This is a genomic window from Nitrospinota bacterium (assembly GCA_016235255.1).
In the GTDB taxonomy this organism is placed as follows: Bacteria; Nitrospinota_A; UBA7883; order UBA7883; family JACRLM01; genus JACRLM01.
In genome coordinates, this window is the sequence record JACRLM010000083.1 from 14,944 (window position 1) to 27,874 (window position 12,931).

The 12,931-nt window shown below is 57.3% G+C and carries 12 protein-coding genes; 7 read left to right on the plus strand and 5 right to left on the minus strand.

The window, feature by feature from the left end:
• The first annotated feature begins 50 nt into the window (after window positions 1-50).
• From HZB29_11060 to HZB29_11070, 3 genes are all read left to right on the plus strand, one after another.
• Window positions 51-1,673: an IS21 family transposase gene (locus tag HZB29_11060; protein MBI5816132.1), complete on the plus strand. Its 1,623-nt coding sequence runs from the start codon at window positions 51-53 to the stop codon at window positions 1,671-1,673.
• Window positions 1,642-2,427, plus strand: coding sequence for an ATP-binding protein (locus HZB29_11065; protein ID MBI5816133.1), 786 nt, complete (start codon window positions 1,642-1,644; stop codon window positions 2,425-2,427). Before HZB29_11060 ends, HZB29_11065 begins: the two co-directional genes overlap by 32 nt.
• Window positions 2,428-2,517: 90 nt before the next feature.
• Window positions 2,518-2,703: a hypothetical protein gene (locus HZB29_11070; protein ID MBI5816134.1), complete on the plus strand. Its 186-nt coding sequence runs from the start codon at window positions 2,518-2,520 to the stop codon at window positions 2,701-2,703.
• 97 nt (window positions 2,704-2,800) lie between these two features.
• On the opposite strand, the gene HZB29_11075 is transcribed toward HZB29_11070, so the two are convergent.
• The 4 genes from HZB29_11075 to HZB29_11090 all read right to left on the minus strand — a co-directional run bounded on the left by HZB29_11075 (window position 2,801) and on the right by HZB29_11090 (window position 5,946).
• Window positions 2,801-3,904: a radical SAM protein gene (locus tag HZB29_11075; protein ID MBI5816135.1), complete on the minus strand. Its 1,104-nt coding sequence runs from the start codon at window positions 3,902-3,904 to the stop codon at window positions 2,801-2,803.
• 232 nt (window positions 3,905-4,136) lie between these two features.
• Window positions 4,137-4,385, minus strand: coding sequence for a DUF2442 domain-containing protein (locus HZB29_11080; GenBank protein ID MBI5816136.1), 249 nt, complete (start codon window positions 4,383-4,385; stop codon window positions 4,137-4,139).
• Between the two features lie 3 nt (window positions 4,386-4,388).
• On the minus strand, window positions 4,389-4,649 hold the full coding sequence (locus tag HZB29_11085) for a DUF4160 domain-containing protein (GenBank protein MBI5816137.1): 261 nt from the start codon (window positions 4,647-4,649) through the stop codon (window positions 4,389-4,391).
• Between the two features lie 7 nt (window positions 4,650-4,656).
• Window positions 4,657-5,946, minus strand: coding sequence for a radical SAM protein (locus tag HZB29_11090; GenBank protein ID MBI5816138.1), 1,290 nt, complete (start codon window positions 5,944-5,946; stop codon window positions 4,657-4,659).
• A gap of 182 nt (window positions 5,947-6,128) precedes the next feature.
• On the opposite strand from HZB29_11090, the gene HZB29_11095 reads away from it, so the two are divergent.
• Entirely contained in the window at window positions 6,129-6,836 is a 708-nt protein-coding gene (locus HZB29_11095) for a DNA alkylation repair protein (GenBank protein MBI5816139.1), read from the plus strand.
• Window positions 6,837-6,847: 11 nt separating this feature from the next.
• Here the strand turns inward: HZB29_11095 and HZB29_11100 are convergent, their stop codons facing one another.
• Window positions 6,848-7,405, minus strand: a complete 558-nt coding sequence (locus HZB29_11100; GenBank protein MBI5816140.1) for a thermonuclease family protein — start codon at window positions 7,403-7,405, stop codon at window positions 6,848-6,850.
• A 269-nt stretch (window positions 7,406-7,674) separates the two neighbouring features.
• Here HZB29_11100 and pilB point away from each other — a divergent pair, with 269 nt between their 5' ends.
• The 3 genes from pilB to HZB29_11115 are packed head-to-tail and all read left to right on the plus strand — an operon-like array spanning window position 7,675 to window position 12,526.
• Entirely contained in the window at window positions 7,675-9,897 is a 2,223-nt protein-coding gene (gene pilB, locus HZB29_11105) for a type IV-A pilus assembly ATPase PilB (protein MBI5816141.1), read from the plus strand.
• A gap of 54 nt (window positions 9,898-9,951) precedes the next feature.
• The gene (locus HZB29_11110; protein ID MBI5816142.1) at window positions 9,952-11,304 is read left to right on the plus strand and encodes a sigma-54-dependent Fis family transcriptional regulator; all 1,353 of its coding nucleotides are present in this window, start codon (window positions 9,952-9,954) and stop codon (window positions 11,302-11,304) included.
• A complete protein-coding gene (locus HZB29_11115; protein MBI5816143.1) occupies window positions 11,294-12,526 on the plus strand; it encodes a hypothetical protein in 1,233 nt (410 codons plus the stop codon). Before HZB29_11110 ends, HZB29_11115 begins: the two co-directional genes overlap by 11 nt.
• Window positions 12,527-12,931: the final 405 nt, after the last annotated feature.

Here is a 12,931-nt window from a genome sequence, read left to right on the forward strand (position 1 = left end):
ATTAAGGGAGATGCTTGGCTGTTATTTTCTCCGTCAGGAGGAAGTAATAGATGCCGAACATTCTTAAGATGGCTAAAGTCAACGCAATCATCGGGTTACTGGAGCTTGGCTGGTCGCGCCGCCGCATAGGGCGGGAGCTTGGGATTCACCGCGAGACGGTGTCGCGGTACGCCAAGTCGATATCGGAAGCGCCAAAACCGGCCAAAGTGACCGCCGGGTCTTCTGGCGATACCGAGTCAAAACCGGCCATTCCGCCCCCCGGCTCCTGCGAGGTGGCCGCCGGGTCAAATCCAAAACCGGCCAAAGTGACCGCCGGGTCTGGCGCGTCCAGAAGCATGGCCGGGCCGTTTCTGGAGGTAGTCTCCGGCAAGCTGGATATGGGCCTGTCGGCCCAACGGATATTCCAGGACATCGTGGCCGATCATGGTTTTACCGGGTCGTATTCCTCCGTCAAGCGTCTGGTCCGGCGGCTTGGAGCGCAAACGCCGTTGCCGTTCCGCCGGATGGAATGCGCCCCTGGCCAGGAAGCCCAGATTGACTTTGGCTCCGGCGCGAAGGTTTGGGACAACGGCAAGCTGCGCCAGTCCCATGTCCTGCGCGTGGTGTTAAGCCACTCCCGCAAGAGTTACAGCCAGACCGTGTTCCGGCAGGACACCGAGAGCTTCATCCGTTGCGTCGAGAACGCCGTCCGCCACTTCGGCGGTGTTCCACGGACGCTTGTGATCGACAATCTGAAGGCCGCCGTGAAGAACGCCGACTGGTTCGATCCGGAGCTAAACCCGAAGGTGATGGAGTTCGCCCGGCATTACGGGACGGTGATATTGCCCACGAAGCCGTATACGCCGCGCCACAAAGGGAAGATCGAGAGCGGCATCAAATACGTCAAGAACAACGCTCTCAAGGGGCGGGTCTTCAACAGCCTTGGTGAACAGAACGAACATCTGCGCCAGTGGGAGAAGACGATAGCCGACACCCGCATCCACGGCACAACCCGCAAACAGGTGAAGACATTGTTCGAGGATGTGGAGCTCAAAACTCTGTTGCCGTTGCCGGAACAGCCGTTTCCCTTTTATCACGAGGGGCGGCGGCGGGTTCACCGTGACGGCCATGTGGAGGTGTCCAAATCTTATTACTCCGTGCCGCCAGAGTACCTTGGGCGTGACGTCTGGGTGCGGTGGGACGGGCGCATCCTTCGCGTGTTCAACGACAGGTTCGAGCAGATAGCTATCCACACGATAGCGACACCCGGCAGGTTCAGCACGGCCAGGGAACATATCGCAAGCGGCAAGATATCCGGCGTGGAGCGGGGGGCCGGGTATCTTTTGTCCAAGGCTTCCCGGATCGGCGGCGACGCGGCCATGTGGGCGAGGGCCATGCTCGACAGCCGTGGCATCGAAGGCGTCCGCGTGTTGCAGGGATTTGTGGGCCTTGCCGGCAAGTATCCGGCCAACGCCATCAACAGCGCCAGCCGGACGGCCCTTAAGTCCAGATGTTTTTATCTCAAGCCTGTCCGCAAACTCTGCGCGGCGCAGCCGGAGCAAGGGCAGATGGAGTTCGCTGAGGAGCATCCGGTGATCCGCCCCCTGTCGGAGTACCAGGAGCTTTTGTTCAACAAACAGGACAAACCAATGGAGGAAAAATATGAGCAATGTGCAATTGAGCCGGTCGCTTAAGGCGCTCAAGCTGTCCGGCCTTCTGGCCACGCTGGACATCAGGGCGCAGGAGGCGATGGGGGCAAACCTTACCCACATCGAGTTTTTGGAACTGCTTGTCGGCGACGAGATGGCCGTCCGTGGCGACCGCGCCATCGCAAGGCGTGTGAAGGCCGCCGGGTTCCGGGAATTAAAGAGCGTCGAGGACTTCGACTTCGGGTTCAACCCGAAGATAAGCCGCAAGCAGATAATGGAGTTGGCCGCCTGCAAGTTTATCCGGGAACGGCGGGACTGCCTGTTCATAGGGCCGCCGGGCGTCGGAAAGTCGCATATCGTGCAGGCCATCGGCCATCAGGCGGCGAAGATGGGGTTCTCCACGCTGTTCCGATCCATCTTCGACGTGGTGCAGGACTTTTTGCAGGCGGAGACCTTCGGCAAGATCGGCAAGACGATGTCCAGGTATCTCAAGCCCGACCTTTTAATCATCGACGACATGGGGCTCAAACGGCTGCCCAGGCAGAGCGGCGAATATCTCTTTGAGATAATCATGCGCAGGTTCAAGACGCGGTCGACGGTGATGACGTCGAACCGTCCGCTGGACGAGTGGGGCAAGCTCATCGGCGACGTGCCGACGGCAACGGCGATACTGGACCGGTTCATCAGCCGGGCCGAGGTGATCCAGATCACGGGGCGCAGTTACCGTTTAAAAGACCGGGCCACAGCCACAAATGAACATAGCGCGAAAACGGTCGGCAATGAGGATAAGAAACCGTGATAGGATTTAGAAACTACACATCAACTGGCCGGTTTTGAAGTGACCCGCGGTGGCCGGTTTTAAAGTGGCCGGTGACACAGCCGCGCCAGGATGGAGGAGGCTGAAAAACTGTCCCGCGGCGCGGCAAATAAAATGCTTGTCCCATGCGGGGTGATAGATGAGCCGGTTTTCAAGCGCATATTGAGCGGAATGGAAAACTCTTCCCATACTCCGTTTAAGTTGAAGGAGATTATTAGGGAATTAGGGAAGAGCCAGAGCGCAGATGATCCAAGATAAGTTGAACTGTCACCGCCACAAATTCAGGGCCGCGATATTGGATAACCGCCTTTGGCGGTTTCCTGTAGGACAACGGGACGCTGTTGCGCCTTGCGTTTTACCCCCCCGCCTTCATGTCCTCTTCTGCTTTCATGATCTGGTATTTCGCCGGTTCGTAAATACAGAAAGGCTCTTCGGCCATGTAGTCTCCATTGGTGTAGAAATAAGCCCGGGCGCGGCATCCTTCACACACGGTCTTGTATTCGCACACGCCGCACTTGCCTTTCAAAAGCCCCTGGTCGCGCAGTGTCTTGAACACGTCCGAATCGCGCCAGATGTCCTTGAACGCCTGCTTGTGTATGTTGCCAGCCTCCAGCGGGAAATAGCCGCAGGGGAACACTTCCCCCTTGTGCGAAACGAAACAGATGCTCTGCCCGGCAAGGCAGCCTTTGGTCATCGCCGCCATCCCGTGCGTGCGGGGGGTCACCTCGATCCCTTCCGCCGCCGCCTTCTGCCGCATGATGCGGAAATAGTGCGGGGCGCAGGTGGCTTTCGTCTGTATCTTTCCCTGTTTGGAAACTTCGTAAAACCAGCTTAGAACGCGCTCGTAGGTGGCCGCGTCCAGGCTCTGGCTTTCCTCTATCTGCACTCCGCAGCCAACCGGCACGAGCATGAATATGTGCAACGCCTCAGCGCCCAGGTCTATGGCGTTCTGGTATAGCTTCTCCACCTCGTGGACGTTGTGCTTTGCGATGGTGCAGTTTATCTGGGTGCTCATCCCAAGCTCCTGCAGATACTTCATCCCCTTGATGGCCCGTTCGTAAGAGCCGGGGAGTTTGCGGAACATGTCGTGAGTCTCGGCGGAAGCGCCGTCCAGCGAGATGGAGACCCGCTGGACCTTCGCGTCCACGATTTTCTTCGCGATTTCCGCGGTTATCATGGTGCCGTTGGTGGCCAGCGCCACGGTGAGCCCCTTGCTGTCCGCGTAGGCGGCCAGTTCGAAGATGTCCGGGCGGAACAATGGCTCCCCGCCGGAGAGCACAAGGATGCATGGGCCGTTTTCGGCGATGCCGTCTATCAGCTTTTTGGACTGCTCCGTTGTCAGGTCGTCCTTCATAAGCTGCCTTGCCACGTCTATCCTGCGGCAATGGATGCACTCCAGGTTGCAGCCTGCGGTGGTCTCCCAGAAAACCAGGCGAAGCTGGCTTTCGGTGTTCATCATGAACTTCTTGGCCATTTCGCCGGACGAGTCGGAGTCCTTAATATCTTTATAGGTGTGCTTTATGGTGCCGCCCGGATGACCGCCAGGGTGTCCGCCGGGATGACCTTTGCCGTGGGGATGAGTCATTTTCTAAAACCTCTACTTAAATAAAATGTCATGGTGAGCATGTCGAACCATGGCATACCATATTGGCGCCACCCTTCGACAGGCTCAGGGCGGCAATTAAGTTTGCCTATGCCACGCTCTTTCCTGATTTGAGATCATCATAAATCGCGTCCGGGGCCAAATCGGCGCCGTTGGGCCAGCAGATAACCCCAAACTCATCAATAGCCGCTTTGGCAAAATATTGCGGGTCTTTGAGCGGCTCAAAGACAGGGCCAAAAAGATCGTTATCCAAAGAGATCACACCTTTAACGCCATCTTCAAACTCCACATACAAGCGGTATCCGCTTAACACCGACACCTTAATAACTCTGTACATAGGCTATTCCAATGCCTCAATTTTCAACAAGGGTTTGCGTTCTTGCGCCAAATTCCAGTTCATCATAAGCTCCCGCCGGTGAATTGAGGCCCATTCCAACACCATGTCCAAAGCCCGGCGTGGAAGCCTCCCTTCCTTTACCTGTAAGGTACCTATGTCAATAATTGCGTGTTCGCCACTATAAAAAGCATGGAAATGCGGCGGTGCGTGTTCTCTATGATACATCCTGATAATGATTCCAAAGAACACGCTTATGGTCGGCATGCCGCCGTCACGCCACCGCTCCGCTCTTTTTGAGCAAATGCTCCGGCGCCGGGAAATCCTCCCCTTTGGCCTTAAGCTCCGCGCGGACCTCCGGGGTGATTCCGCATTCCTCGTCACTCAGGTAACAGGCCGGGTCCGGCGCGGCCGGGTCGTTGTAAACCAGGTCCGCCCGCACACGCAGGGCGCCGCCGCACATCATCAGGTACTTGCATTTGGTGCATTTGCCCTTCAGATGGTCCAGACGGTTCTTCAAAATATTCATCAGCGGATCGGACTCGTCCAGCCATATGTCGGCGAACTTCCTGTCCCGCACGTTTCCAAGTGTGTAATGCATCCAGAACTGGTCGGCGTGGACGTTGCCTAAAAAGTCAATGTCCCCGAACGACACGCCGGAGGAATATCTCCCCCCGCCGTTCCATTCCAGCGATTTTTTCACTTCCTCGGCCCGGGCCGGATTCTTTTCCAAAAGCTTCATGTAAAGGTATGGCCCGTCCACGTGGTTGTCCACGGTGAGGATGTCCTTGTCCAGCCCGCGATTATGGAAATCCTCGGTGCGTTCCAGGATGATGTCCATGGCGTGGCGGGTCTCCTCGTGGGTCAAATCCTCGCCGGATATGCCTCCCGCGCGGCCGGAATACACCAGGTGATAGAAACAGGCGCGCTGTATCCCCTCGCGTTCGATGAAATCGAAAATCTGGTGGAGGTTCTCGTAATTGTGCCGGGTGAGGGTGAGGCGCAGCCCCACTTTCTGCCCCACGGCAACGCAGTTCTTGAATCCGCGCATCGCCTTGTCGAAGGCGCCTTTCTTCCCGCGGAACTGGTCGTTTATCTCCCCGATTCCGTCCAGGCTTATGCCGATGTATGTAAAGCCGGTGTCCTTGAGCCTTTGGGCGGCTTTTTCGTCTATCAGCACCCCGTTGGTGGAAAGGGTCAGGCGAAGCCCCACCTTGCGGGCGTGATCGGCAAGCTCCCACACGTCCTTGCGCACAAGCGGCTCTCCGCCGGAGAGCAGCAGCGCCGGGATGCCGAATTCCTTCAGGTCGGTTATCAGGTTCTTTCCCTCGTCCGTGGTAAGCTCCCCGGAATACGCTTTCTCCTCCGAGTCGCTGTAACAATGGATGCACTTCAAGTTGCAAGTGCGGGTGATGTTCCACGCGGTCACGGGCCGGCGCTCCCCCGCCGATTTGGGGACTGCGTGGGCGTTTGGCTTATGTTTCATCTGGTGGGACTGCTTTCCGTAGCGGATGGCGTCCCCCTCGTTTTCCTTCTGGCAATACAGGGCTGAAATACCGATCATTGTTTAAACAATACCTCCGGTTGATGACAAAAGCTGGCAGCGTATAATGGAAAATTACACGATGACCACTTATCAATCAAATTTAACATTTTGACCATGAGTGAGGCAATGAAAAGATATAGAACGTGTCCAAACCGGGGCGTTACAGTGGAAATACATGGAGTTGGGAGCAGAGGGGCGAAATGGAAAAACTGACCGCCAGGAAAGCGTCCGCCGCCCTCAAAGCCCACGCATCGGCGGAGAAAGCTGTGTTGCTGTCCGGATTTTTCAAGACCGGAAAAGGGGAGTATGGCGAGGGGGACAGATTCCTGGGGGTGATGGTCCCCGAAATCCGGAAGGCCGCCAGGCATTACCACATCTTGGCGCTCGATGAACTGGGCAAACTGCTGGCCTCGCCATACAACGAGGAGCGGCTTATGGCGCTGATCATATTGGGGGCGCGCTATAAAAAAGGGGACGGCGGCGAGAAGGAGGCCATATTCCGGCTTTATATAAAAAACCTTTCAAACGTGAACAACTGGAACCTGGTGGACCTTTCCGCCCCATACATTTCAGGGCCGCATCTTGCGGACGGAGGGCGGGAGCTATTATACAAACTTGCCCATTCGAAAAACCTTTGGGAACGCCGGGTGGCGATAATCAGCACTTCCCATTTCATCCGCAACGGCGAGTTTGACGACACGCTGAAGATTACGGACATTTTGATCAATGACAAACACGATCTCATCCACAAAGCCTGTGGCTGGATGCTCCGGGAAGTGGGGAAGCGGGACGAAGCGGCGCTGGACCGGTTTTTAAAAGAGCGGAGCAAGACCATGCCCCGCACCATGCTGCGCTATGCCATAGAGCGGATGGAGGAGGGGAAGAGGAAGAAATACCTGGCGAGGTGACCGCCGCGCCGTCATTCGGCGGCGGGCTGGGGGTTTTTGTGCCGCAGAGTGTAAGGGGAGACGTAGTTTGGATCGCTCCAAATCCCGGTCTTGTTTTCCTTCGCGGTTTTTTCCGCCTCGAAAAGCTTGTCCATGTATTCTTTTTTGTAGGCGGAGGGGTTGGAGCGCATCGGGAAATATATCTCAGCCATTCCCTTGAGCACCATTTCGACGTTCACCTCCACCGCGTCGAGGAACACCATACCGTCCACTTTGCCGCTTTTATCGGGCCCGAATGATTCCACGATAACTTCCTTGTTCATTATCATCCTGGCGAGGGTCTCCATTGATTCCCTGTAGGCAGGCTGGGGGGCCTTCATCCCTTTTTCAAAGTCCGGCGCGTCGATATAGGCCAGCTGGACCCGTATGAATTTCCCGTTGTCGCCGGTGACGCCGATGGTGTCCCCGTCGTAAATCCTGGTGACTGTGCCTATTATCAGGTTTTCCTCTTTTTTCTCTTCGGCATAGGCTGGCGTCTGGAAGGCCAGCGTGGCGCAAAGACTGAGCGAAATGGCAAACCGGTAGATCATAAAAACACATTCCTGCAAGCATGTTTAAAGCGCGGGCAACCCCCAGCCGGACGTCAAGCGTTTAATAATTCTAATATTTTACGGAAAAACCTGCAATAACCTACTTTAAAATAAGGATTGCGGGAGGCGGCGCCATTCCGGGCATAATTTAGTTTATTAATCAAAGTTAATGCGTCATAATTAAAACTCAAGCAAGGAGCCGGCATATTGGCGAGCCTTCCTGCCGGCGCCGTTTAACTGTACTGTGACGATACAAGGGCATAGCTATAATGGCTGAGATCGCGGAGAAAAAAACAAGCTTCAAAAAAAGCGTCAAGGAGGACTCATCCTCCGAAGTGCTGGGCAAGCTTTTGGCCAAGGACGGCCAGATAACAAGGTCGCAGCTCAAGGAAGCGGAGGAATACCAGAAAAAAAGCGGAGCCAGAATCGGCAAGGCGCTGCAAAAGCTCGGTTATATAGACGAAGAGTCCATTATCAAGTTCGTCGCCCGCCAGTTGCAGATTCCCATCCTCAACTTCGAAGAGGAAAAGCCGGACATCAACCTTCTGAAACTCATCACGTGGGAACAGGCGAAGGAATACATGGTCCTGCCCATCCGGTCGGACGGCAAAATCCTGCGCCTTGCCATGCTCGACCCGACAAACTATTCCACCATAGAGGCCGTCGGCGGCATCACCAAGCAGACTATCAAGCCGGGCGTGGTGGCGGAAAAGGACCTTCTGGACGCGTTCAAGACGTATTACAAGATATCCGACGATGAATATCACCTGTTGCTCAAAGCCGGAGAGGTCGAAGAGGGGAAGAACGAGGCGGAAGACCAGAAAAACGTCATGGAGAAGTTCGACGACATCGGCGGAATCATCTCCGAAGCCTCGGAGGAGGTGGAGATAGATTCGTCGGCGGAGGACGAGGACAAGGACCAGCTGTACAACTCGGCGGACGCCGCCATAGTCAAGCTTGTCAACGGCATCATGCTAAAGGCCATCAGCCAGGGAGCTTCGGACATCCATGTGGAGCCGTATGAGAAGAGCTTCCAGGTGCGCTACAGGATAGACGGCTCGCTTCACAGGGCCATGAACCTGCCGCTGACGATCAAGATGGCGCTCATATCGCGCTTCAAGATATTGGCCAACCTGAACATAGCCGAAAAACGCAGGCCGCAGGACGGGCGCATCAAGCTTAAATTGGGGCGGGGCAAGTCCATAGACTTCCGCGTGAACGTTCTGCCCACCCTTTTCGGGGAGTCCATGGTGCTCCGCCTGCTCGATCAGAGCAAGCTGCAGATAGACATGACCAAGCTTGGCTTTTCGGAGAAGATGCTCACCAGGTTCCTTGAACTGATAAAAAAGCCGCAGGGGCTTGTGCTGGTCACCGGCCCCACCGGGTCGGGCAAGACGAACACACTTTATTCCGGCATAAACATATTGAACAAGCCGGACGTGAAGATACTCACGGCCGAAGACCCGGTGGAGTTCAACTTCACCGGCATAAACCAGGTGAACGTGCGCCCGGAAGTGGGGTTGACCTTCGCCTCGGCGCTAAAGGCGTTCCTGCGGCAGGATCCGGACGTGATACTGGTGGGCGAAATCCGTGATATAGAGACGGCGGAGATAGCCATAAAGGCGGCCATGACGGGGCACATGGTGTTCTCCACTCTGCACACGAACGACTGTTCGTCCACCATAGGCCGTCTGCTGGACATAGGCATACCCGGCTACATGATTTCCTCGGCCCTCACCGTGGTGATAGCCCAGCGGCTTTTGCGGAAAATATGCGCCAACTGCAAGGAGGAGGTCAAGAACGTCAATCCCCAGGAGCTTCTGGAGGCTGGGGTGGAGAAGGAGCAGGTCGGCAGTTTCACGGTGTTCCGCGGGAAAGGATGCCCCACCTGCAACGGCACAGGGTACAAGGGGAGGCTTGGCGCATTTGAAATGCTGGAGGCGACAGGGGCCATAAAAGAGGCGATCACCGCCCAGGTGCAGGAGGCGGCGCTGCGCAAGATCGCCATAAAAGAGGGGATGATGACCCTGCGCATGGACGCCCTGGACAAGGTGAAGAAAGGGGCCACCACGCTGGAGGAGGCGCTGGGCAAGACGGTGCTGGTGAAGGAAGCTTTGCCGGCGTATCTGCTCAATCCGGACGAGCTTACGTTCGAGGACGGCGACCTTATCATAAAGGAAGGGAACACGGACAAGAACTTCTACCAGCTTCTGCAGGGCCACCTTGTGATAACAAAGAGCGGCAGGATCGTCGGCGAGATATCGCAGCCGGGGGAGTATTTCGGCGAGATGTCCGCATTGCTCGACCAGCCGCGCACAGCCACCATACGGTCCCACGGCAAGAGCGTCGTGAAAGTCTTCCCCGGCGACAAACTCAAGCAGACCATAGAGAACTATCCGGAGATCGCCCTGAAGGTGATCCGTTCGCTCATCAACCGCCTCAACGAAGCGGACAAAAGGCTCGCCCGGCTCGGCGAGCGCGCCCCCAAATGATTTTCCTCCCGCCACGGACGTCTTCGTTCTGTCCATTCCCGCCGGAGTTTTAGGATGGCGGGCGCCATTCTTATCGTGGACCTGGACCGGCATTCCGTGGAGACGCTTCGCTCCATGGTGGAGGAGGCCGGATGGGAGGCCCGCGCGGCCTACGAATGGCGCGAGATAGAGACCCAGGTGGCCGAAAGGCGATTTGACGCCGTGATGGCCGATCCAAAATTCCCCGTCCACGGCGAAGGCGGGATCATAGGATGGCTGCGGCGCAACGCTCCGCGCTCCACGATAGTTGCGCTGTCATTGCGGGCGGGCGACGGCCACGCCGGGGCGGACATGGCGCTATGCAAACCATACACCCCTAAAGCTGTGGCCGGAGCGCTGGAAGGGCTTGGGCGCGGGGCCGCCGCCGAATACGATTTTTGCGGGATGCTCGGCCGGTCGGAAAAAATGGCCAGGCTCTACTCCGCCGTAAAGGCCGTGGCCCAGACGGACTCCGCGGCGCTGATCCTCGGAGAGACGGGGACAGGCAAGGAGCTTGTCGCAGCCGCCATCCATTCGCTTGGCGCCCGCGCCTCGAAAAGGTTTGTGACGATAAACTGCGGCGCGCTGAGCGAATCGCTGCTCGAATCGGAGCTTTTCGGCCACGAAAAAGGGGCCTTCACCGGAGCATTCCGCCCGCGCCCCGGCAAATTTGAATACGCCAATGGAGGGACGGTGTTCCTCGACGAGATAGGGGACATAAGCCCCGCCACCCAGCTTAAGCTTTTAAAAGTGATCGAGACCGGCGAGGTGGAAAGGCTTGGCGGCAACCAGGTTATCAAGACCGACTCGCGGATGATCTTCGCCACAAACCGCGACCTGGCCGCAGAGGTGGAGGCGGGAAGGTTCCGGCGGGACCTTTTTTACAGGGTCAACACGTTCCCCATCCGCGTCCCCCCTTTGCGCGAGCGGGTGGAGGATATACCGGCGCTGGCGGGGCATTTCGCCTCGATGTTCGGCGCGCGGCATGGGGGTGCGGCTGTGTCCATCGGGCCGGAGGCGATGCGGTGGCTTATGGACCGCCGGTGGGACGGCAACGTGCGGGAGCTTGAGAACATCATCGAACGGGGGGTGATACTGTCCAAAGGGGGCGTTGTCTCCGAAGCGGACCTGCAGGGGACGGACGAACCAGCGGCGGCGCGGCCGGGATTGGCGCCGGAAGAGCTTTCGGAGCTCACATACCGCCAGATGGCCGAACGGGTGATGGACATGTATGAAAAACCATACTTTACGCGGATATTGTCGGCCTGCGGCGGCAACATGAGCCTGGCCGCCAAAAAGGCGGGGCTGGACAGGAAGACGCTGTACGCAAAACTTGCCGCGCTTGGGATAGACCCCGGAGATTTCCGGGGGGGCAAGAATGGCGCCTGATCCGGTCCTTCACCTTCCCAGCGTTTATTTCCCCGAAAGCTGGCGCGTGTGGCCCGGCGCGGCGAAGAATTACAGAAAATTCGTTTCATCGTTCAAACCGCTGGCGGCGCGCGCCCTGCTCATGTCCGGCGCGGACGATACTTTGATACTCCATAAACTCCCGGACGAACGCTATCTTGAAATTCTTCGCGCCTGCGGGGCGGGGGGCGCCACGCGGCTTGTCCCTTCGCACAGGTCCGGTTCATGCCTGGCCGAGGACATCATGCAAAGCCAGCGGATCATGGAATACATCCGCGCCTGGCGGGGCCATGTGGAGCCGTATATGGTGACGCGGATGGAGGAGCAACTGGCGCAGTCGGCGGGGCTGGCGCCATTTAGCGCGGCGCCCGGAGTGGTGGAACTGCTGAACGACAAGGTGTTTTTCCAGCGGCTGCTAGAGGACCTGGACCTGCCACGGGTGGAGACCGTCACCGGCAATTCCGACGCGGTGGCCGCAAGGCTGCGACGATGGGACAGGGGAGGGGCCATCGTCCGGGGAGCGAAAGGCGTGGGCGGATCGCGCACATACGTGGCGGACAGCCGGGAAAAACTCGGCGCGCTGGCGGACGCCATCGAACGCAAAGGGAAGGGGGGGCTTTATCTTCTGGCGCCTTTGCTGGACATCAAAGCTTCGCCCAACCTGCAATTCTACATAGACGATGCGGGGATAACGTTGTTCGGCGAAACGGTCCAGATAATGGACAAGGGATTCGGCCACACCGGAAACCTTTTCGACGCGGTGGACGAGGAGGATATACGGATGACGTTGCGCGGGCAAGGGACGGCCCTTGCCCGGGAGGCGGCGGGACTGGACTATCGTGGAGTGGTGGGGATTGATTTTATCGTCACCGCCGAAGGCCGCGTCCACGCCGTGGAGATGAACGCCCGGCACAACACGTCCACCCACGCCATATGGTTTTTAAACCGGCTTGTCACCGGCGACCCTATGTTGATGGCGGAATCGGGGCTTGGCGGATTCGTCCGGTTCAAATCGGCGAAGAGTTTGTCCGCGATGGAATGGATTGCGCTGTTGGGAGATGACGCATTCAATACTTCTAGCAAGGTTGGAGTATTGCCATACGACACCGGGACGGAAGAACTGTCCGCGCTGATTATGGGGAGGGACACGGAGGATAGGGAGCGGATGGTGAATAAAGCGCGGGAAGTGAGCGGAGATTGCTGAAGGGCATACGTATGATCGTTAAAACACGGCGTAGGGGCGAACCTGCGTGTTCGCCCTCATAAATTGGGGCAGACACACAGGTCTGCCCCTACAGTAAAACACCCGCTCGCCGCCCGGCCAAGGTTTCTTCGCATCGCCGCCATCCTGGCGGCAATTGCTGTTTCTTTTTCCCCTCCTTATATAAGGAGGGGTGGCGGCTTTTAGCCGGCGGGGTGGTAAACGATCCACGGTGACCTCGCATAACGATTACCCCTTCCCGCCTTCGGCGTACTCCCCCTTGTAAAGGAAAGCTTTGCATAATTGCTTTTATGATGCTATATTATATTACCAATAGTAATACAATATATAGCTGGAGGCGAAATGAACCGTAAATCGGGGCAGTTGGGGTTTTCAGACGCCGTTGTC

What these genes read in the sequence shown, in the direction of transcription:
- pilB (MBI5816141.1), top strand. Translation starts at nt 7,675, where the DNA reads ATGGCTGAGATCGCGGAGAAAAAAACAAGCTTCAAAAAAAGCGTCAAG.
- HZB29_11070 (MBI5816134.1), top strand. Translation starts at nt 2,518, where the DNA reads ATGGAGGAGGCTGAAAAACTGTCCCGCGGCGCGGCAAATAAAATGCTT.
- HZB29_11080 (MBI5816136.1), bottom strand. Translation starts at nt 4,385, where the DNA reads ATGTACAGAGTTATTAAGGTGTCGGTGTTAAGCGGATACCGCTTGTAT.
- HZB29_11085 (MBI5816137.1), bottom strand. Translation starts at nt 4,649, where the DNA reads ATGCCGACCATAAGCGTGTTCTTTGGAATCATTATCAGGATGTATCAT.
- HZB29_11110 (MBI5816142.1), top strand. Translation starts at nt 9,952, where the DNA reads ATGGCGGGCGCCATTCTTATCGTGGACCTGGACCGGCATTCCGTGGAG.
- HZB29_11090 (MBI5816138.1), bottom strand. Translation starts at nt 5,946, where the DNA reads ATGATCGGTATTTCAGCCCTGTATTGCCAGAAGGAAAACGAGGGGGAC.
- HZB29_11115 (MBI5816143.1), top strand. Translation starts at nt 11,294, where the DNA reads ATGGCGCCTGATCCGGTCCTTCACCTTCCCAGCGTTTATTTCCCCGAA.
- HZB29_11100 (MBI5816140.1), bottom strand. Translation starts at nt 7,405, where the DNA reads ATGATCTACCGGTTTGCCATTTCGCTCAGTCTTTGCGCCACGCTGGCC.
- HZB29_11095 (MBI5816139.1), top strand. Translation starts at nt 6,129, where the DNA reads ATGGAAAAACTGACCGCCAGGAAAGCGTCCGCCGCCCTCAAAGCCCAC.
- HZB29_11075 (MBI5816135.1), bottom strand. Translation starts at nt 3,904, where the DNA reads ATGATGAACACCGAAAGCCAGCTTCGCCTGGTTTTCTGGGAGACCACC.
- HZB29_11065 (MBI5816133.1), top strand. Translation starts at nt 1,642, where the DNA reads ATGAGCAATGTGCAATTGAGCCGGTCGCTTAAGGCGCTCAAGCTGTCC.
- HZB29_11060 (MBI5816132.1), top strand. Translation starts at nt 51, where the DNA reads ATGCCGAACATTCTTAAGATGGCTAAAGTCAACGCAATCATCGGGTTA.